Annotated in this window: 16 protein-coding genes; 6 read left to right on the top strand and 10 right to left on the bottom strand. The window is 64.7% G+C overall.

What is annotated here, in order from left to right; genetic code table 11:
- The first annotated feature begins 49 nt into the window (after positions 1-49).
- From CXQ89_RS01970 to CXQ89_RS01960, 3 genes are read left to right on the top strand one after another with little or no spacing between them, the layout of a single operon-like run.
- Positions 50-622 (top strand): TetR/AcrR family transcriptional regulator, encoded by a 573-nt coding sequence (locus CXQ89_RS01970; protein WP_104160115.1) that lies wholly within the window; start codon positions 50-52, stop codon positions 620-622.
- 19 nt (positions 623-641) lie between these two features.
- Positions 642-1,109 (top strand): ribonuclease E activity regulator RraA, encoded by a 468-nt coding sequence (rraA, locus tag CXQ89_RS01965; RefSeq protein WP_104160114.1) that lies wholly within the window; start codon positions 642-644, stop codon positions 1,107-1,109.
- 8 nt (positions 1,110-1,117) lie between these two features.
- Positions 1,118-1,723: a dienelactone hydrolase family protein gene (locus CXQ89_RS01960; RefSeq protein ID WP_104160113.1), complete on the top strand. Its 606-nt coding sequence runs from the start codon at positions 1,118-1,120 to the stop codon at positions 1,721-1,723.
- A gap of 264 nt (positions 1,724-1,987) precedes the next feature.
- Here CXQ89_RS01960 and CXQ89_RS18120 read toward each other — a convergent pair whose 3' ends face one another.
- The 10 genes from CXQ89_RS18120 to CXQ89_RS01915 form a co-directional block, all read right to left on the bottom strand.
- On the bottom strand, positions 1,988-3,160 hold the full coding sequence (locus CXQ89_RS18120; protein WP_146067179.1) for a M48 family metalloprotease: 1,173 nt from the start codon (positions 3,158-3,160) through the stop codon (positions 1,988-1,990).
- Positions 3,161-3,989: 829 nt separating this feature from the next.
- Positions 3,990-4,835 carry a CoA ester lyase gene (locus tag CXQ89_RS01955; protein ID WP_104160112.1) on the bottom strand — a complete coding sequence of 282 codons (846 nt, stop codon included), beginning with the start codon at positions 4,833-4,835 and terminating at the stop codon, positions 3,990-3,992.
- 70 nt (positions 4,836-4,905) lie between these two features.
- Positions 4,906-6,237, bottom strand: a complete 1,332-nt coding sequence (allB, locus tag CXQ89_RS01950; RefSeq protein ID WP_104160657.1) for an allantoinase AllB — start codon at positions 6,235-6,237, stop codon at positions 4,906-4,908.
- Between the two features lie 17 nt (positions 6,238-6,254).
- Entirely contained in the window at positions 6,255-7,112 is an 858-nt protein-coding gene (locus CXQ89_RS01945; RefSeq protein WP_104160111.1) for a bifunctional allantoicase/(S)-ureidoglycine aminohydrolase, read from the bottom strand.
- Complete coding sequence (locus CXQ89_RS01940; protein WP_146067178.1) at positions 7,113-8,453, bottom strand: DUF6986 family protein; 1,341 nt, start codon at positions 8,451-8,453, stop codon at positions 7,113-7,115. It lies immediately after the preceding gene.
- Positions 8,454-8,457: 4 nt separating this feature from the next.
- The gene (locus CXQ89_RS01935; protein WP_181032202.1) at positions 8,458-9,963 is read right to left on the bottom strand and encodes a nucleobase:cation symporter-2 family protein; all 1,506 of its coding nucleotides are present in this window, start codon (positions 9,961-9,963) and stop codon (positions 8,458-8,460) included.
- Positions 9,963-10,898 (bottom strand): factor-independent urate hydroxylase, encoded by a 936-nt coding sequence (pucL, locus tag CXQ89_RS01930; RefSeq protein ID WP_104160109.1) that lies wholly within the window; start codon positions 10,896-10,898, stop codon positions 9,963-9,965. Before pucL ends, CXQ89_RS01935 begins: the two co-directional genes overlap by 1 nt.
- A 3-nt stretch (positions 10,899-10,901) precedes the next feature.
- Positions 10,902-11,243 carry a hydroxyisourate hydrolase gene (uraH, locus tag CXQ89_RS01925; protein WP_104160108.1) on the bottom strand — a complete coding sequence of 114 codons (342 nt, stop codon included), beginning with the start codon at positions 11,241-11,243 and terminating at the stop codon, positions 10,902-10,904.
- Positions 11,240-11,824, bottom strand: coding sequence for a 2-oxo-4-hydroxy-4-carboxy-5-ureidoimidazoline decarboxylase (uraD, locus tag CXQ89_RS01920; protein WP_104053316.1), 585 nt, complete (start codon positions 11,822-11,824; stop codon positions 11,240-11,242). The genes uraH and uraD overlap by 4 nt, the downstream gene beginning before the upstream one ends.
- A 237-nt stretch (positions 11,825-12,061) precedes the next feature.
- A complete protein-coding gene (locus CXQ89_RS01915) occupies positions 12,062-13,486 on the bottom strand; it encodes an 8-oxoguanine deaminase (protein WP_374952967.1) in 1,425 nt (474 codons plus the stop codon).
- 482 nt (positions 13,487-13,968) lie between these two features.
- Between CXQ89_RS01915 and CXQ89_RS01910 the strand changes: the two genes are divergently transcribed.
- The 3 genes from CXQ89_RS01910 to CXQ89_RS01900 are packed head-to-tail and all read left to right on the top strand — an operon-like array spanning position 13,969 to position 18,700.
- The gene (locus tag CXQ89_RS01910) at positions 13,969-15,114 is read left to right on the top strand and encodes an XdhC family protein (protein ID WP_104160107.1); all 1,146 of its coding nucleotides are present in this window, start codon (positions 13,969-13,971) and stop codon (positions 15,112-15,114) included.
- Positions 15,115-15,125: 11 nt separating this feature from the next.
- On the top strand, positions 15,126-15,974 hold the full coding sequence (locus CXQ89_RS01905; protein WP_104160106.1) for an FAD binding domain-containing protein: 849 nt from the start codon (positions 15,126-15,128) through the stop codon (positions 15,972-15,974).
- A complete protein-coding gene (locus CXQ89_RS01900) occupies positions 15,971-18,700 on the top strand; it encodes a molybdopterin-dependent oxidoreductase (protein WP_258059796.1) in 2,730 nt (909 codons plus the stop codon). Before CXQ89_RS01905 ends, CXQ89_RS01900 begins: the two co-directional genes overlap by 4 nt.
- The last annotated feature ends 8 nt before the right edge of the window (positions 18,701-18,708 follow it).

Raw genomic sequence — 18,708 nt, 5'->3', positions numbered from 1 at the left:
AGTTCTCAAATTGCGACTGCTTTCCGGTGTGATGGCGTAGCGTAAAAGCATGTCCAACACTCGTCCTGCCCGGGACCGCATCCTTGATGCCTACGAGGAGCTGCTCATCAATGAAGGCCCACGCGGCGCCACCCTCGATGCCGTGGTTGCACGCGCCGAAGTCTCGAAGGGCGGGCTGCTCTATCACTTCAAGAACAAGGAAGCGATGGCCGCGGCCCTCATCTCCCGCCTCGAGGAACTCGCTGCGGCCGACCTTGTGAGGATGCGCGCCGACCCGGAAGGCCCGTCGCGGTATCTGGTCCGGGAGTCCGTTTATGTTGGCAGTGCCTTGGACCGCGCGCTGATCGGCGTCGTCCGTCTTGCCCAGGCCTCCGATCCGGATGCCTCAGCGGTGCTGGAACGGATCCACCGCAGCTGGATGGATCTGGTCCTCGAGGAAGTAGGCCATCCGGCCATTGCCCGTGCCATTGTCCTGCTCGGCGACGGACTCTATTACAACGAGGGCCTGCCGGGCGGCTGGCCGCGGGACCAGGACTCTTCCGCTGCCCAGTCAGTGGCCGACCTGCTGGAGGTTGTGGATGTCCTGAAGGCGCATGCCGCCAGTGTTCCGCAGAACCATTAACTCGTGCCACAGTGGTCCCATGGAAATCAGCACAGCAGACCTCTATGACCAGCACGGTGAGTCTTTGGCTTCCGTCTCCCTGCAGTTCCAGGACCTCGGAGGGCACCTGTCCTTCACCGGCCAGGTCCGCACGATCCGCTGCCGTGAGGATAACGGCCTGGTGAAGTCCGTCCTCAACTCGCCCGGCAATGGTGCCGTGCTGGTGGTGGACGGCGCAGGATCCCTCAACAGTGCCCTCATGGGAGACATGATTGCCGAGGCCGCCGTTGCCAACGGCTGGGCCGGCGTTGTCATCAACGGACCCATCAGGGACCGCGCCGCCGTGGCCAAGCTGCCCCTGGGCGTGAAGGCGCTCGGCTCCAACCCGCGCAAGAGCGCCAAGGACTCTGTTGGCGAAGTGGACGTGCCCGTAGAGTTCGGCGGTGTCACCTTCCGTCCCGGCGCCACGCTGTACGCCGACGAGGATGGAATCCTCGTCGAACGCTAGGAGCCGGCATGGCCAACATCCTGCTGTTCCATCACGCCCAGGGCCTTACTCCGGGCATGGACGCCTTTGCCGGGGTTCTGCGCGACGCCGGACATACGGTGACCGTGCCGGACCTCTACAACGGGCAGACCTTTGCCGAGCTTGCAGACGGCCTGAACTACCTCAGCGAAATCGGCATGGACACAGTGGTGGAGCAGAGCGTGGCCATCGCTGAACGCTTCCCGCCGGAGATGGTCTACGTCGGCTTCTCTTTGGGCGTGATGGCGGCCCAGCGCCTGGCGCAGACCCGGCCGGGCGCCCGGGGCGCCGTGCTGATCAGCGGCTGCCTTCCGCTGGGCACTTACGGTGACACGTGGCCGGCGGGAGTGCCCGTGCAGATCCACGGGATGGACGCCGATGAGGAGTTTGTTGACTCCGGCGATCTGGACGCCGCCCAGAATCTGGCCGCGTCCACCGACGACGCGGAGCTGTTCCTCTACCCCGGCGCCTCACACCTGTTCGCGGACATCAGCCTGGCCGACTATGACCCGGATCAGGCCTTTGCCCTCACCCGCATAGTGCTGCAGCTGCTGGACCGGGTGGATAAGCCACAGATTCGTACGCCGAACCGCTGAGCAGCGAGAATCAGGGGCGCCTCACGTATTTTCCATGGGTGCGCAACTGCCTTTCGCGGCGCGGCATGCCGCGCGATTAGCCAATCCATATTCACCCCGTCGCTCAAGGCTCCACAGCCCTGTCGGGCAACATGATTTCAGAACACCCTTTGGCTGCCCCACACGGGACTGATGCATGTCGAATTAGTCGTAATGATACGACGCACGTTTGTCATTAATACTTAACAACCTCCCACAATGAGTCAAGCTGACCTTTTTTATAGCCTACTCAAAAACAGCTCGGACTAGCGTTTTTTCGTTGAAAGCCTGAAGAATCTGACCCATTGTAGGGGCAGGGTAGAAGTCAGGATATCTGCTGCACATTGAGTATTGAAAACACGCTGTTGAAAATCCCGCCAATTGCTGCGTCAATTGCTTTACAGAATCACCGATTCCATGCGTAGGATAACTATGAAAAAGTGTGGGCATCAAGTTAAGAAGAAGGCCAATTCGTTCGAACGTGCTTGGATGAGTATCTAGCGAATCAAGAAACCAGTGGTCCATAATATCAGCTTCCGCAAGCAGCGCACAGATCGTGCCAATCATCGCAAAATAGACAGCCGCGGTCCTGTCTGCACCACGACTCTTACTAGCGAGTTGCAATCCTAAAATATCTGCCAAGAATTCCTCTTTTTGGGAGACAGCAGGAGTATCTATAGCCTTCGCATTGGCTCGCGGCTCCTTCCTCGAAGGTGTCCGCCTAAACACAACGGCCTCTAGACCGCGTTTTTTGAGTAAGTTACGAAGATCTTCTTCTATCTTAAACTTCTTCGCAAATTTGTTTGTGTGACCGAGTAAGTGATGGCCATATTCATGACAAACAAGGAACATGTCAGCATATGTGACTAGCCGCTCATAGTCATTTTCATCGCGCCCATCAGGGCCACGGGAAAGTGAGGGGTGCGTTCCGACGAAAGCTGATGGATCGGCCCAAAATGGCCGAGACGTAGCTATGCCAGAAAAGATATCAGCATCAAGAACTTTTTTAGGATCTGCCCCGCTATTTGCGCTCATCACCGCGCGCCACTTATCATACGCTGCAACATAAGCCATAATTGCACTTGAATATTGAAAAGAAACCCCTACCCACGCTTTACCACTTCTTTGTTTAGCCTTGGCATTGATTTCTCCTCCGAGAGTACGTCCAACAAAGATGCTACGGAGGAACCCTTTCCAGCTTTTGTTTACCTCTCGATCTGCTAGTAGTGCCGTTATTTCATGGTCAAGTTGTGGGCAATTTGAATAGTGTGGACTCCAACGGAGTGCCGCCTGTAAAGATGGATCATTCAATCGCTTTGTGTCGTTTGCCCTCTTGAGAACATAGTACCAAAAGCTTCTATCCGGCATCCCTTGATGGCTGCCCAGAAACTGATTTCTTCCAGCCTTCAAATCCCACATATTTCCCCCTTACTCCATAAAGCTTTCACCCATTGCAGAATCGGGCCCGCCTGGTGTCAGTTTTCCGGTACTCTTCTATTTCCGCTTATCTTTTAAGATGCCTAGTCACCCCCCCCGTGCTGATCCTCGAAGGCGTATTTTTCGATACCTAGAATAATTTGGTACCTGTGCGGCCACACGATCTTCTTTATTTGACACTACGTGGCTGAGGTGCCTATGGGACACCACAATACGTGTTGACCTCACCAACGATCGCTAGGGACAAGCCTCACCAAAGGAGATCGAACTGGCACAGGGAATCTACACAGATAACCATGGGCTCGCAAGCAAGCTCTATCTGACTACCTTGGCCGGAGCTCAGCATTTTCGAGCAAAAACTTTGCGGAGTAGGCGATATGGTTTCGCCACCTCCCGATTCATCAGCACGCCTTACAAGGTGCGGACTTCTCCATTGCCCACGGCAATCTAAACGGTAAGAATGTGTGTCGTCAAGAATTCGGCGCAGTACGACAATGAGAATCTTCATAGTGGCGCTACGGACAGAGGCCGCACCGACAACCGTTGTACGCGCAGCGTCCATACCAAGATCCGGGATCGGAATTGAAGGTTGACGCCAAGGTATCAACACCTAGGAGGACATCTCGTAGCGGCCCGTTCCTGATATGGATGCCGTCAGCCGGTGGCGCTATCTGCCAAGCCCACCGATACACCCTGCACTCGTCAGGTGTATCGGTTCCGAGCCTACCGGTCCATTTTTTCTAGGTTATATTAGCGCCGTTTCCGGCTGTCAGCACCGAGGTTAGTGGTCCTCGAAACTGTATCTGAAGAATTAGGCGTTCCAGAGTCCGTAGGAGTCAGCCAGTGAGGAGATCTTCTGGGCCCGCGCCAGTCGCGGCAGGTAGGAACCGTCGCCCACGACGGCACCTGCAGCGTGCGCCTCGAGCAGCTCATGCGCCCACGTGATCTCAGATTCGCTCGGCGAAAGTCCGTGGTTGATGAAGTCCGCGGCCTCGGGCATCAGGCACAGCTTGCCCGTCATACCCATGGACTGCGTAACCTTGCAGGCCTCCAGCAGTTTATCGCCCAGGGCACCAACAGTGGGGCCGTCGATCGGGCCGGGAAGCTGCCCCACGCGGGAAGCCACCACCAGCTTGGAACGGGCGTAGGCCAGAGCCATGGGATCGTCGGAGGCACCGGTGTCGCGGCGGAAGTCACCCACACCGAAGGCCAGGCGGAAGGTGCCGGGAGCCGAAGCAATCGCCGTCGCGTTTTCAATGCCAAGTGCGGACTCCACCAGGGCCAACACCGGGGTGCCGGCCTGCAGGCGCATGGCCGTGTGGGTGACCTGCTCAGGCTTTTCGGTCATCGCCAGCATGACGCCGCGCAGTCCCGGAGCCTTGGACAGCGCCGCGAGGTCATCGGCCCAGTAATCCGTTTCGATGCCGTTCACGCGCACCCAGGCGGTCATTCCGGTTGACAGCGCCTCCACAACGCGCTCACGGGCCTCAGCCTTGCCGGCCGCGGGTACCGCGTCCTCCATGTCGAACACCACGGAGTCCGCTTCCGACGCGAGCGCCGGCCCAAAATTCGCTTCATCGGCAGCCGATGCCAGAAGCCAGGAACGGGAAAGTTTTGCAGGCAGCGACGCAGCGCGGCTGTTACGAAAAGGAGCCATACCTAGACCCTACTTTCCGCGCTGGCCGTTCCTTAAATGCGACGCATGCCTTTGTGGCAGCCATCACTGCCTACCGGCGCAGCAGGCGCCCGGCCGGGACAGCGGGATCGACGTCGGCACCCGCCAGCACCGTGCGGCGCACGACGCCGGTGAGCTGCTTCCCGGCATAGGGCGTGATCGGATTCCGGTGCTGCAGAACCGCCGGATCCACCGTGAAGGTGTCCTCCGCGGCGAACACCGCAAAGTCGGCGTCTTTGCCTTCCACGATGCCGCCCTTGCGGTCCAGCCCGGCCAGTGCTGCCGGTGCGGCGGACATCCAGTGCAGCACCCGCTCCAGCGCAATGCCCCGGATGCGGGCCTCGGTCCAGATCAGCGCCAGCCCCAGCTGCAGGGAGGACACCCCGCCCCAGGCCACGCTGAAGTCTCCGTTTTCCAGGTCCTTCAGGTCCAGGGTGCTGGGCGAATGGTCCGAAACGATGCAGTCGATGGTCCCGTCCGCGAGACCGGCCCAGAGCTCTTCGCGGTTGGCGTCCCCGCGGATGGGCGGGCAGCACTTGAACGCCGTGGCGCCGTCGGGAATCTCTTCGGCCCGCAGCGTGAGGTAATGCGGGCAGGTTTCAGCCGTGAGCCGCACGCCGTCGGCCTTTGCCGCCCGGACCAGGGGCAGGGCTTCGGCGGAGGACAGGTGCAGGATATGGGCGCGCGCGCCGGTGCGTGCCGCCGCGTCAATGACACCGGATATGGCGGTGTTCTCCGCCGCCGGCGGACGGGAGGCCAAGAACCCCGCATAACCGCTGCCCGGCGGTGTGTCCCGGATGGCTGCCGGATCCTCGGCGTGCACAATCAGCAGACCGTCAAAGGTCTTCAGCTCGGCGAGTGCCGCCTCCATTTGCGCCGGTTCCAGGTGCGGAAACTCGTCCACGCCGGAGTGGACCAGGAAGCATTTGAACCCGAAGGCACCGGCCTCGTGCAGCGGACGCAGATCGGCAAGGTTCCCGGGGACGGCTCCGCCCCAAAAACCCACGTCAACAAAGGCCTGCGGGGCCGCGCAGTTCCGTTTGATGTTCAGTGCCTCCACATTCACGGTGGGCGGAATGCTGTTCAGCGGCATGTCGATCAGCGTGGTGACCCCGCCGGCGGCCGCCGCGCGGGTGGCGGAGGCGAAGCCCTCCCACTCGGTGCGTCCCGGCTCATTGATGTGCACGTGCGTGTCCACCAGCCCGGGCAGCAGGGTTTCGTCCGCGGCCAGTTCAATGAGCCGCTCCCCTTCCAGCCCGGTGCCCAGCGGCACGACGGCGGCAATCACCCCGCGCCGCACCCCCACCTCGGCCGGGACGGTTCCCCCGGGGGTAAGTACGGCGTGCCCGCGGATCACCAGGTCAAAAGGTTCAGGCGCCGACATATCCGGCACCTGAGCGGTCACGGCTGGCCGCCGAGCAGGATCTGGCGGTTGACGTCCTTATAGAGGAGGTAGCGGAAGTTCGACGGGCCGCCGGCGTAACAGGCCTGCGGGCAGAAGGCCCGCAGGGACATGTAGTCACCCTCTTCCACCTCCACCCAGTCCTGGTTCAGCCGGTACACGGCCTTGCCCTCCAGCACGTACAGCCCGTGTTCCATGACATGGGTTTCAGCGAACGGAATGACGGCGCCGGGTTCAAACGTCACCACGTTGACGTGCATGTCATAGGCGACGTCATCCACGGGGATCATCCGGGTGGTGCGCCATTTGTTGTCCGTGCCCGGCATGGGCGTGGGCTCGATGTCCGCCTCGTTGCCGAAGACCGGCTGCGGGGTGTGGCCCGCCAGCGGCTGATAGGCCTTGCGGATCCACTGGAACTTGACCGGTTCCCCGGATTCGTTGAAGGCACTCCACTGTGCGTCAGGCGGCAGGTAAGCGAATCCGCCGGGAGCCAGGACATGGTCCTCGCCGTGCAGGCGGACGGTCAGCGTGCCCTCGAGGATAAAGACGAAGGATTCCACGGTCGGCTGCGGTTCCGGTGAGGTTGAGCCGCCGCCCGGGGCAACCTCCACCAGGTACTGGGCGAAAGTGGTGGCGCCGCCGGCCACCGGCCGGTTCAGGATCCAGGTGCGGGTATCGGTCCATTCGGGCAGCACGCTGGTGACAATGTCCCTCAGCACGCCGCGCGGAATCACGGTGTACGCCTCGGTCACCGCCGCTCTTCCGGTGAGCAGTTCGGTCTGGGCCGGCAGGCCGCCTGCCGCGGAGTAGTAGCGCGGGGTGCCGCGGTGTTGGGCGTTGTGCTGCGGGGTGTTCATCTAGCGGACCTTCTCTTTGATGGGCGATAGGGCAGTTTTGGGATGGGCGAGCGCGGCGAGTTCGACGCCGGTCAGCCCTGTGCCCTGTTCAATTTCCGCTTCGGTCAGGGCTCCGCAGAGCAGGCCGCGGTGCACAAACCGGGCCAGTGCCCGGGCGGTGGCGGGTTCATCCAGGACCGTGCCAACCTGTTTCCGGACGTAGGTGTCCAGCCGCCGGGCAGCGGCGTCGAATCCCTCCCGGTAGAAGGCATAGGTGGCCAGAAAACGGGTGGGAAGCTGCGCGGGGTGCAGGTCCCAGCCCTGATAGAAGCCGCGTTCCAGCGAGCGGCGCACCAACCGGGCGTGCAGCTGCCAGGCGGTCCGGATTTCCTCGGGCGTGCCCAGCGGCAGGATATTGGTGGAGCCGTCCGAAAGCCGGACTCCGGTGCCGGCAGCCGCCACCTGCATCACGGACTTGGCGTAGTCAGCGGCCGGGTGCTCCATGGACTGGTATTGCGCGGCAATCTGCACCGAATCGCTGTAGTCGTAGGTGCCGTAGTGCAGGGCCGAAACGCGGCCCCGCCCGCGGTGGATCAGCTGCGCCGCGGGCACGGTGCCGTTGGCGGCCAGGATCAGCTGCGGGGTTTCCACCTGCACTTCAAACCGCAGCCGTCCCGGTTCCAGGCCGTGGGCCTCTTCGAGCTGCCCGCAGATGTAGACCATGGCCTCCACCTGTTCCACGGTGGACACCTTGGGCAAGGTCAGCACCAGCCCGTCGGGCAGTTTTCCGGCCGCCAGCAGGCCGGCGAGGAACAGGTCCAGGGTCCGGACACCGCGGGACCGGGTGGCCGCTTCAAAGCACTTGAACCGGATCCCGATGAACGGCGGCGCAGTCCCGGCAGCCACCGCGTCCGCCACGGCGGCGGCGGCCAGCACGGCGTGGCTGTCCTCTTCCGCGTCCGGCCGGATGCCGTAGCCGTCCTCGAAGTCCAGGCGCAGGTCCTCGATCGGCTCGGTGCGCAGCTTCGCCTCCACAAGGGGCACGACGGCGGCGGCCAGTTTGGCGTCCAGGCCCGCCAGTTCGGCCAGGCCCGGCAAACCGCCACGGCCACCCTGCCCGAGGGAGCCCTGCGCCTCGACGGCCGCAAGCCCGTCTCTCCCCCAGCCTGACGGCAGGGCCGGCACGCAGCGGTCCGCCGGGATGTAGACGGTGTGCACGGGCTGGCGGGTGCCGGCGTCACCGGGGTAGTTGCCGGCCAGCAGCCGGTCGGTGTCCGCCAGCACGGCATCGAGCCTTTGCAGGTGCGCGGCGCCGAGGACGGGTGCGGGCTCAGTGGACGGAGGCGAGGGGTTCAAAGTCATGGTCCTAGTGGGAATCGGTTTCAGCGGTACCGGTGGCGGCCAGCGGAATTTCCCGGCCGTCGGCGTCGAGCAGTTTTCCGTCCAGCACGTGGTCGCCCTCCTTCAGCGCCGCCGTGTCCTCGAGGCGCACGATGCGGTTGGCGCCTTCGGCCCACACGGAGGGGTCCTTCGGGTTTCCGGTCCGGATGTGGTTGAAGAGGATGTTCATCAGGATGGCCATCACGGCGGCGGAGCTGATGCCGGAATGGAAGATGGTGCCGAACCAGGCGGGGAACTCGTCGTAGAAGGTGGGCGCGGCAATCGGAATCATGCCGAACCCGATGGACGTGGCCACAATGATGAAATTCATGTTGTTGCGGTAATCCACCCTGGCCAGGGTGCGGATGCCGCTGGCCGCCACCGTGCCGAACAGGACAATCCCGGCGCCGCCGAGCACCGGCGTCGGAACCGCCGCCACCACCCGGCCCAGGACCGGCAGGAGGCCAAGGATGACCAGGATCAGGCCGCCGGCGCTGACCACAAACCGGCTCTTGACGCCGGTGATGGCCACCAGCCCCACATTCTGGGCAAACGCGCTCTGCGTAAACGAGTTGAACACCGGGGACAGCGCGCTGGAGAGCATGTCCGCGCGCAGTCCGTTGGCAATGCGCTTGGAGTCCACCTTGGTTTCCACGATCTCGCCCACTGCGATAATGTCCGCGGTGGTTTCGGTCAGGGTCACCAGGATGACGATCACCATGGAGATGATGGCGGCGGCCTCGAAGGTGGGCATGCCGAAGGCGAAGGGCTCCGGGACGGCGAAGATGGCGCCGCTGCCCACGGCGGAGAAATCAGCTTTGCCGGTCACCACGGCGAAGATGGTGCCCAGCACAATGGCGATGAGGATGGAGAGCCGGGAAATGGCGGAATTGCCGAGCTTGCTCAGCAGCAGCACCAGCAGCAGGGTCAGTCCGGCCAGGCCAATGTTGGAGACGCTGCCGTAGTCCGGGGCGGCGCTGCTGCCGCCCATCGCCCAGTTGGCAGCCACGGGCATCAGTGTCAGGCCGATGGTGGTGATCACGACGCCGGTGACCACCGGCGGGAAGAAGCGGATCACCTTGGCAAACACCGGGGTGATCAGCAGCCCCACCAGGGAAGCAACGATCACCGCTCCGAAGACGGACTGCAGGCCGCCGCCGCCGTCGAGAATGGCCGTCATGGTGGCCACACCGGCGAAGGAAACGCCCTGGACCAGGGGCAGCTGGGAGCCGAAGAACGGGATGCCGATGGTCTGCAGCAGGGTGGCCAGGCCGCCGACAAAGAGGCAGGCGGCCACGAGCATGCCGACGTCGGCGGGATCCAGTCCGGCAGCGGTGCCGACAATCAGCGGCGGGGCGATGATCCCGCCGTACATGGTGAGCACATGCTGGAAGCCGTAGGCGAAGGTGCTGCCCAGCGGCAGCCGGGCGTCTTCCGGGCGGGCTGCGGTTCCGGCCGTGGCGGCGGCATTGGAGCGCTGTTTGCGGCTCATCAGCAGAAACCGCCCACGGTGTTCCAGACCGGTGAATCGGCGGCCGTGCCTTCGCGCAGCACGGAGGCTTCGATCAACCCGTACGGGCGGTCCGCGGCGAAGAACACCTCGTTGGGATTGTCCAGGCCAAACGGTGCCAGGTCCACCAGGAAGTGGTGGTTGTTCGGCAGCGAGAGCCGGACCTCGTCAATCTCCGGGTGGGCACTGATGACGGCCTTGCCCATTTCAAACATGGTCTGCTGCAGGGCCAGGGAATGCGTGTTGGCGAAGGCGTCCAGGAGCAGGGTGCGGGCGGAGGCATAGAGGGCATTGAAGTCCAGGCTGCTCACGTCCGTGTCCGGAGCGTAGCGCCACTTGGCGGTGACATCCGTGGCCAGAATCCGGTCAGTGGTCTCAGCCAGGGTGGTGTAGCGGTCCCGGGGGAAGCCGGAGAACTCGGAGCCGGTGGACTTCAGCACGGTCAGGCCGCTGATGCCGGAGACCAGGTGCTGCCGGCCGGCTTCGGAGACCAGCACCGCGGTGCGGATCTCGGACTTGTCCTTGGCAAAGGCGTGGTCGTGGTCGCTGATCCGGTTCCAGAAGTACTGTTCGGCGGCCCAGCGGCCCCCGGAAACCCAGTCGAATCCGCCGGTGAAATGCTGCTCCAGGCGCAGCAGGAACTCCTCCGGTGACCCGACGCCGTCGCGGGCGAAGGCGTAGATGGTGTTCTTCTGGGTATCGGTGGCCACTACGTGGGAGTTGTCCCCCTCCGTGTGCGCGGCTTCGAAGTCGCCGTGCAGCTGGCTGGTGATGCTGAGGTCTTCGAGCCGGTGCCGGGCGGTGTCTCGGGTGACCTTGACCAGGCGTACCTCGGCTTTGCCGTACTGGTTGCTGCCGAGGACAATCCGGGCGTTGGCTGCCCTCTCCTCTGAGGGGGCCTGAGTTGTTTCAGTCATGGTTCAACTTCCTCGGTAGGTGGAGTAGGCGAAGGGGCTCAGCAGCAGCGGTACGTGGTAGTGCTGGCCCGCATCGGTCAGGGCAAAAGTGAGGGAAACGCTGGGGAAGAAAGTCTCTGTGCCGGCGGCGGCGAAGTACTCTCCGGTGGCGAAGTCGATCCGGTAGGTTCCCGGCTCCAGCCGTTCCGGGCCCAGGCTGCCCACCCGGCCGTCGTCGTCCGTGGTTCCGTCCCCGATCCGGGTCCAGACGCCTTCCCCGCTCCCCCAAAGCGATACGGCGACGCCGGAAGCCGGCTTCCCGGCAGCGGTGTCCAGGATGTGGGTGGTGACGTGGCTGCGGGTCATGAAGAGAGCAGTCCTTCCAGGCGCAGGATGGCGATGTCCCGCAGTTGGCCTGCGATGAGGGGAACTTCTTCCTCCGGGGTGTGCTCCAGGCGTTCCTGCAGATTGGCGAGGATCTCCTCGGCGCTGCGGCCTGCCGCGCGGATCAGGAAGACGCGCCCATGCTTGTCTTCATAGGCGCGGTTGCCGGCGGCCAGCTGCTCCTGGACGTCGTCCAGCCCGGTGACCGAGGCCTGCTCGCCGCGCGAGAAGGTGGCTTCAGTGCCCGCACCGGCGGGGCGCTCGCCGATCCGCGGATGGCGGGCCAGGGCGCCGTCGATCTCTGCTTCAGTGAAGTCCGGCGCCGCCAGTTCGGCGAAGCTCAGCAGTTCGCCGGGGGTGGCGAAAGGCCGGGCTGCGGCAATTTCATTGCACCAGCGTTGAATGTCCAGGCAGGGACGGAGCATTTCTTCAGCCTCGGCATAGCCTGCCGTGTTGAAGGCTGCCAGGAAGTCCGGAACCGGTGACTCTGCGGCGGTTCCCGGGGTTGACTCGAAATGTGGTTCTGGGCGCACGGGTGTCAGCTTTCGGTAGATCTGTTCCATTGCCGGCGCTGAACACCCTTGACCATCGGCGGCGCCGACTTGATTCGATGTTTCCGGCAGTTGGAATTGCTATTTCCGACAGTGTGAGCGAGCGCGGGCAAATCTGTCAACAGGTAAATAAATGTTGCAGAATAAAACGGCATCTTGTTTCACGGGTGTTAATTCTGTGCAAACAATCGCCGGTTTTTACCCGAATGCATTGCTTCCGGTTCCGGGCCTTGCCACAATCCCGGAAACCTAACCCGCCACCATCCGCCGGGCCGCCGCGGTGTGCCGGGCAATCAGCGCCGGCAGATCGACGCCCGGAAGAGCACCGTCCACCACGCGCCAGCTGCCGCCAACCATCACCCGGTCCGCACGGTCCGCCCCGCAGAGCAGCAGGGCCGAGAGCGGATCATGGCTGCCGGAAAAGCGCAGGTCGTCCAGCCGGAACATGGCCAGGTCCGCCTGCCGGCCCGGCGCCAGTTCGCCCACATCCTTCCGGCCCAGGGCACGCGCTGATCCCCTGGTGGCCCAGCCCAGTGCACGTTCGGGCGTGATGGCTTCGGCGCCGTAGCGCAGCCGCTGCAGATACAGGGCCTGCCGGGCCTCCAGGATCAGGTTGGAGGCGTCGTTGGAGGCCGATCCGTCCACTCCCAGCCCTACCGGAGCACCGGCGTCCTCCAGTTCCGCCATCCGTCCGATGCCGCTGGCCAGGCGCATGTTCGACGTCGGGCAGTGCGCCACGGCGGTGCCGGCGGCACCCAGGCGGGCAATCTCGTCGTCGTTGAAGTGCACACCGTGCGCCAGCCAGGTGCGGTTCCCCAGCCAGCCGACGCTCTCCAGGTAATCCACCGTCCGCAACCCGAACGTCTCCAGGCAGAAGGCTTCTTCGTCCATGGTTTCGGCCAGGTGGGTGTGCAGCCGGACGTCATATTCCTCGGCGAGCGCCGCACTGTCGCGCATGATGTCCCGGGTCACCGAGAACGGCGAGCAGGGGGCCAGGCCAATCTGGATCACGGCGCCGTCGCCGCGCTCGTGGTAGTCCCGGATCAGCCGCCGGCTGTCCTCGAGAATCACGTCCGGCGCCTGGACCGTGTGCTGCGGCGGCAGGCCGCCGTCGTCCTCCCCCAGCGTCATGGAGCCGCGGGTGAGCATGGCCCGCATGCCCAGTTTCCGGACCACGTCCACCTGCACGTCAATGCCGTCCTCCAGCCCGTCGGGGAAGAGGTAATGATGGTCCGCGGCAGTGGTACAGCCGGAGAGCAGGAGCTCGGACAGGGCCACGGTGGTGGCCAGCTCCAGATCCGCCGGTGTCAGCCGCGCCCACACCGGATACAGGTTCTTCAACCACGGGAACAGCGGGGTGTTCACCACCGGTGCCCAGGCGCGGGTGAGGGTTTGATAGAAGTGGTGGTGCGTATTGATCAGCCCCGGCAGCAGCACGTGGGCGGAGGCATCAAACACCTCTGCGCAGGGCGCGGCGGGACTCTGCCCGGCGGCCAGCACCTCGGTGATGACCCCGTCCTCAATCACCAGGCCCCCTGCGGCATCCAGCTCATTGGCGGTGAAGGCGGCCAGGGGATTCTTCACCCACAAGCGGCCGCTGCCGGGTGCAGGTGCGGCTGAAGCGACAGGTGCGGTTGCGGGTGCGACGGCGGCGGCTGGCATGGAAACAGTCATGGGACATCCTCGGGCATGCAGACCCCTCCCGGGGCCAGCTCAGTGGGCTTGTCTGCTGATCCAAGAGGCCGGGTCCTGCTCCAACCACCCGGCCCGCATGGAGGCCGGGTTTTGCTGCGCCGGTGGCCTAACCGTCCGCACGCGACCACCATACATCCACGGTGACACCCTCCCTTCGAATATGAAGCAGCGGGGTGTCCCGCACGGCGGATTGCCGTGGTAGGCTTCCGTGCAATTACCGGAAACAATTACGGCAGATCTGGTTCCCGGCGGTGCCGAAATTTACATTGTCGTGCTGACATTTATATTTCTTTCCGCCCGCCATAAGGCCCAAAAAATGCCCTAATATGTTTCATCAATGTCATTGTTTGCGGATTTAAGGCCCCTGCCCGGCTACTCCGGCAGGGGGAACTCACCGCTTTGGTTACTGGTTAGCCGGTGGCGGTCAGCCGCCGGCGGGTATCGCTGGAGGGTAGGGGCGCATGCTTGACATGCTTGACGCACTGGCTGCGGCCACGGCGGACGGCTTTCCCTGCGCCGCCGCAACCATCGTCCGCGCGTCCGGATCCGTGCCGCGCCCGGTTGGCACCTCCATGCTCATCCACCAGGCCGGCGGGATCACGGGGTCCCTCTCAGGCGGATGCGTGGAAGCCGCTGTGGTTGCCGTGGCCGAGGAGGTCCTCGCTGACGGCCAACCCCGGGTTGAATCCTTTGGCTACAGCGACACTGATGCCTTCGCCGTCGGGCTCAGCTGCGGCGGCACCCTGGAGGTGCTGATCCAGCTCCTCCAACCCGGCACCTTTCCCGTCATCCCCAAACCGGATGCTCCCTGCGCCCTCGTCCGGCGAATCGACGCCGGAGGCACAGCACAGAACAATGCGGCACAGCTGCTGCTGGTCCCCGACCCGCGCCGCGCCGCCTCGACCGCAGGTTTGCTTACCGACCACGGGGCAGCGTTGGCTGCGATGCTGGATATGGACCCGGGGCATGCCGCCGCACGGCTGGCACCTCTGCTGGCGTCCGGCCGCACGGGGATCGTGGAGCTGGGCGGTCCGGTGTTGTTCCTTGAGTCCCGGCTTGCGCCTGCCCGGCTGCTGGTGATCGGCGCCAATGATTTCTCGGCCGCCCTTGCCCGGCAGGGGCGGCTGCTCGGTTACCACGTGACCGTCTGCGATGCCCGGCCCGCCTTCACCGTTCCGGAACGTTTCCCCGCAGCCCATCAAGTGCGGGTGCAGTGGCCGGACCAATACCTGAGAGAGGAAGCCTCGGCGGGACGCCTGGATGCCCGCTCCGTGGTCTGTGTGCTCAGCCATGACGCCAAGTTCGATATCCCGGTGTTGATCGAGGCGCTGCGCCTGGATTTGGCCTATGTCGGCGCCATGGGATCACGGCGCAGCCACGAACAGCGGATGACCGCGTTACGGGACGCCGGGCTGAGCACGACTGAAACGGCAAAGCTGCACTCTCCCATCGGACTGGACATCGGGGCCGCGACACCCGAGGAAACCGCGTTGTCCGTCTTCGCCGAAATAGTGGCAGCACGTTCCGGTGCCGCCGTTAGCGGGCAGCCCCTGCGCGCGCTCAGCGGCCCCATCCATCCGTTCACCCGCCAGCACGTCAGCCATTGAGGGATTTATCTATGGACATGCCCACCGTTTCCGAACTGGTCCGCACCAGTGACCCCAGCGACTGGCGTCCCGGAGATGCCTGGCTGGCCGGCGGGACCGTGCTCTTCTCCTACGGCAGCGACTCCCTGCAGCGGCTGTTGGACATCACCGCCGCCGGTTGGGAACCGCTGAGCGTGTCCGACGACGGACTCGAGATTGCGGCAACCTGCACCATCGCGGACCTGCACGCCTTTCCCGGCACAGCTCCTGCCGGCGTCCGGGCTGAGTGGCGGGCGCTGGATCTGGTGCAGTTGTGCTGCGATTCCTTTGTGGCTTCCTTCAAAGTCTGGAACGTCTCCACGGTGGGCGGAAACATCTGCACCGGCCTGCCCGCCGGCCCCATGACGGCTCTGACCGCTGCGTTGGACGGCGTTGCGCTGATTCACTCCCCCGGCGGCACGTCCCGCGAAATCCCGGTGGCCGAACTGGTGATCGGTGACGGCCGCACTGCCCTGGAGCCGGGAGAACTGCTGCGCAGCGTGACCCTGCCGGCAGCCGTCCTGCGGGCCGGGACCGCGTTCCGCCGGCAGTCGCTGACCAATCTGGGCCGTTCCGGGGTGCTGTTGATCGGCCGGCTGGACGGGGACGGCGGGTTTGTCCTCACCATCACCGCCGCCACGAAGCGTCCGGTCCAGCTTCGGTTCCCCTCGCTGCCGACCGCCGTCGAACTCCGGGCGGAACTCAGCGGGCAGATCGACGGCGAACTCTGGCATGACGACGTCCACGGCCTGCCCGAATGGCGGCACTATATGACGGACCGGCTGGCCGAAGAAATCCGGGCCGAGCTGGCCGCATCCGGCTCGAAGGAGGAGTTGCTGTGACCTACCGGATCAATAAGACCGAGGTGGAGGCCGCACCCTTCCCCGGCCAGTGTCTGCGCACCTTCCTGCGGGAACAGGGCAATCTGGGCGTCAAAAAGGGCTGCGATGCCGGTGACTGCGGTGCCTGCACCGTCCATGTTGACGGTAAGCCCGTGCACAGCTGCCTCTATCCGGCGGTCCGTGCCGAGGGCCGGGAAATCACCACCATCGAAGGGTTGGCCAATGGGGAGGAACTGCATCCCATGCAGCAGCAGTTCCTGGACGCACAGGGCTTCCAATGCGGTTTTTGCACCGCCGGCATGGTGATGACCGCTGCTGCGTTCGACGAGGAGCAGAAAGAGAACCTGCCCCGGAATCTCAAGGGCAACCTCTGCCGATGCACCGGCTACCGCGCCATCGGGGACGCAGTCTGCGGGCACCGCACGGTGGATGTCCCGGCCGGGACCTCTCCTGTTGCCCGGACCGTGGGCGCCAGCATTCCGGCTCCGGCCGGCCCGGACATTGTCACCGGCCGTGCCCGGTACACCATGGACGTGCCGGCAGCGGAGCTGCCCGGTCTGCTGCATATGAAAATCCTGCGCTCCCCGCACGCACACGCCCGCATTCTCTCCATTGATGCACGCGCGGCCCTGGCGGTGCCCGGCGTTGAGGCGGTCCTCACGCACGAGGACGCCCCGAAGCAGCTGTTCTCCACGGCCCAGCATGAACTGCATACCGATGACCCGGATGACACCCGGATTCTGGATGACGTGGTCCGTTTCCGCGGCCAGCGGGTGGCCGCGGTTGTTGCCGCGTCCGTGGGCGCCGCTGCCGAAGGCGTGCGTGCGCTCAGGGTGGAATACGAGCTGCTCCCGGCGGTCCTGGACACCGGCGCGGCCCTGGCCGACGGCGCACCCGAGGTTCATCCGGGCACCGCCGGCAACATCGTCGCCGAGCTGCACTCCGAACTCGGCGACACGGCCGCCGGACTGGCAGCAGCCGACGTCGTGCATGAGAACACCTACGAAAGCCAGCGCCTGCAGCACATGGCACTGGAAACGCATGGCTCTATTGCCTCCTTTGACGAAGCGGGCCGGCTGGTGGTGCGCACCTCCACGCAGGTTCCGTTCCTCATCCGGCGGGCGCTGTGCCGGGTGTTCGGACTGAAACCCGAATCTGTGCGGGTGCTCACCGGACGGGTGGGCGGCGGATTCGGCGGCAAGCAGGAGATGCTCACCGAGGACCTGGCCGCGCTGGCGGCGATCAGGCTGAACCGGCCGGTGCAGCTGGAGCTGACCCGGCAGGAGCAGTTCACCGCGACCACGGTGCGGCATCCGTTTTCCGTCCGGGTGCGGGCCGGAGCACGCCGGGACGGCACGCTGACCGCACTGGAGCTGGACGTCACCACCAACACCGGAGCCTACGGAAACCACGCCCCCGGCGTGATGTTCCACGGCTGCGGCGAGTCCGTGGCCGTATACCGGTGCGACAACAAGAAGGTCGACGCGCGGGCCGTCTACACCAACACCGTTCCGTCCGGAGCCTTCCGCGGCTACGGACTGAGCCAGATGATTTTCGCCGTCGAGTCCGCGATGGATGAACTGGCGCGCGGCATCGGCATGGATCCGCTTCAGTTCCGCCGCCGCAACGTCATCGCCCGGGGGGACGCCATGCTCTCCACGGCGCCGGTTCCGGCGGAAGACGTGCATTACGGCAGCTATGGGCTGGACCAATGCGTGGAACTGGTCCGTGCTGCGCTCGAACGGGGAAAGCTGTCCGCTGAGACTTCCGGCGAAGATCTGGACGAGGAGTGGCGGGTTGGCACCGGCACCGCCGTTGCGATGATCGACACGGTTCCACCCCGCGGGCATATGAGCCACGCCCGGATCCGGCTGCAGGAAGACGGACGGTACGGGCTCGACGTCGGCACCTCCGAGTTCGGCAACGGCACCACCACCGTGCACACCCAGCTCGCGTCCACCGCCCTGCACACCACCGCGGACCGGATTGTCATCCGCCAGTCGGACACCGATCTGGTGGAACATGACACCGGCGCCTACGGCTCCACCGGCACCGTAGTGGCGGGCAAGGCTTCCCTCGCCGCGGCGGAGGAACTGGCTGTTTTGCTCAAGGGCTTTGCCGCTTCCCTGTTTGCCAACACCTCGGCGCAGGTGAGGTTGCTGCCGGACGCGGTGGAGTGCGACGGCGAGCGGATAGCGCTGGCCGACGTCGCCGTCCGCGCGCAGGAGGCCGGGATTGACCTGTCAGCCCAGGGCCGCTGGGGCGGAACGCCGCGGTCCGTGGCGTTCAACGTGCAGGGCTTCCGGGTGGGCGTGCACACCGGCACGGGTGAAATCCGGATCCTGCAGAGCGTGCATGCCGCGGACGCCGGAGTGGTCATGAATCCATTGCAGTGCCGGGGCCAGATTGAGGGCGGCATAGCCCAGGCACTGGGTGCGGCACTGTTTGAGAAGGTCCGGGTCAGCAGCACCGGCGAGGTGCAGACCAAGATCCTGCGCGAATACCATGTGCCGGCCTTCGCGGATGTGCCGCGCACGGAGATCTACTTTGCAGAGACCAACGACTCGCTGGGGCCCATGGGTGCCAAGTCGATGAGCGAAAGTCCGTTCAACCCCGTGGCTCCGGCCCTGGCCAACGCCGTCCGGGACGCCACGGGGGTCCGGTTCAGCGCTCTTCCGCTGGCCCGCGACGTGGTTTTTCTGGCGCTGCGGGAGGCGCTGGCCTAAAGCCGTCC

It is taken from the genome of Arthrobacter sp. ZGTC212 (assembly GCF_002929255.1).
In the GTDB taxonomy this organism is placed as follows: Bacteria; Actinomycetota; Actinomycetes; order Actinomycetales; family Micrococcaceae; genus Arthrobacter_B; species Arthrobacter_B sunyaminii.
This window is presented reverse-complemented; position numbering and strand designations above follow the sequence as displayed.

What these genes read in the sequence shown, in the direction of transcription:
- CXQ89_RS01945 (WP_104160111.1), bottom strand. Translation starts at nt 7,112, where the DNA reads ATGAACACCCCGCAGCACAACGCCCAACACCGCGGCACCCCGCGCTAC.
- CXQ89_RS01940 (WP_146067178.1), bottom strand. Translation starts at nt 8,453, where the DNA reads ATGACTTTGAACCCCTCGCCTCCGTCCACTGAGCCCGCACCCGTCCTC.
- CXQ89_RS18120 (WP_146067179.1), bottom strand. Translation starts at nt 3,160, where the DNA reads ATGTGGGATTTGAAGGCTGGAAGAAATCAGTTTCTGGGCAGCCATCAA.
- CXQ89_RS01935 (WP_181032202.1), bottom strand. Translation starts at nt 9,963, where the DNA reads ATGAGCCGCAAACAGCGCTCCAATGCCGCCGCCACGGCCGGAACCGCA.
- CXQ89_RS01910 (WP_104160107.1), top strand. Translation starts at nt 13,969, where the DNA reads ATGCTTGACATGCTTGACGCACTGGCTGCGGCCACGGCGGACGGCTTT.
- rraA (WP_104160114.1), top strand. Translation starts at nt 642, where the DNA reads ATGGAAATCAGCACAGCAGACCTCTATGACCAGCACGGTGAGTCTTTG.
- pucL (WP_104160109.1), bottom strand. Translation starts at nt 10,898, where the DNA reads ATGACTGAAACAACTCAGGCCCCCTCAGAGGAGAGGGCAGCCAACGCC.
- CXQ89_RS01915 (WP_374952967.1), bottom strand. Translation starts at nt 13,486, where the DNA reads ATGACTGTTTCCATGCCAGCCGCCGCCGTCGCACCCGCAACCGCACCT.
- CXQ89_RS01905 (WP_104160106.1), top strand. Translation starts at nt 15,126, where the DNA reads ATGGACATGCCCACCGTTTCCGAACTGGTCCGCACCAGTGACCCCAGC.
- CXQ89_RS01955 (WP_104160112.1), bottom strand. Translation starts at nt 4,835, where the DNA reads ATGGCTCCTTTTCGTAACAGCCGCGCTGCGTCGCTGCCTGCAAAACTT.
- uraH (WP_104160108.1), bottom strand. Translation starts at nt 11,243, where the DNA reads ATGACCCGCAGCCACGTCACCACCCACATCCTGGACACCGCTGCCGGG.
- uraD (WP_104053316.1), bottom strand. Translation starts at nt 11,824, where the DNA reads ATGGAACAGATCTACCGAAAGCTGACACCCGTGCGCCCAGAACCACAT.
- allB (WP_104160657.1), bottom strand. Translation starts at nt 6,237, where the DNA reads ATGTCGGCGCCTGAACCTTTTGACCTGGTGATCCGCGGGCACGCCGTA.
- CXQ89_RS01970 (WP_104160115.1), top strand. Translation starts at nt 50, where the DNA reads ATGTCCAACACTCGTCCTGCCCGGGACCGCATCCTTGATGCCTACGAG.
- CXQ89_RS01960 (WP_104160113.1), top strand. Translation starts at nt 1,118, where the DNA reads ATGGCCAACATCCTGCTGTTCCATCACGCCCAGGGCCTTACTCCGGGC.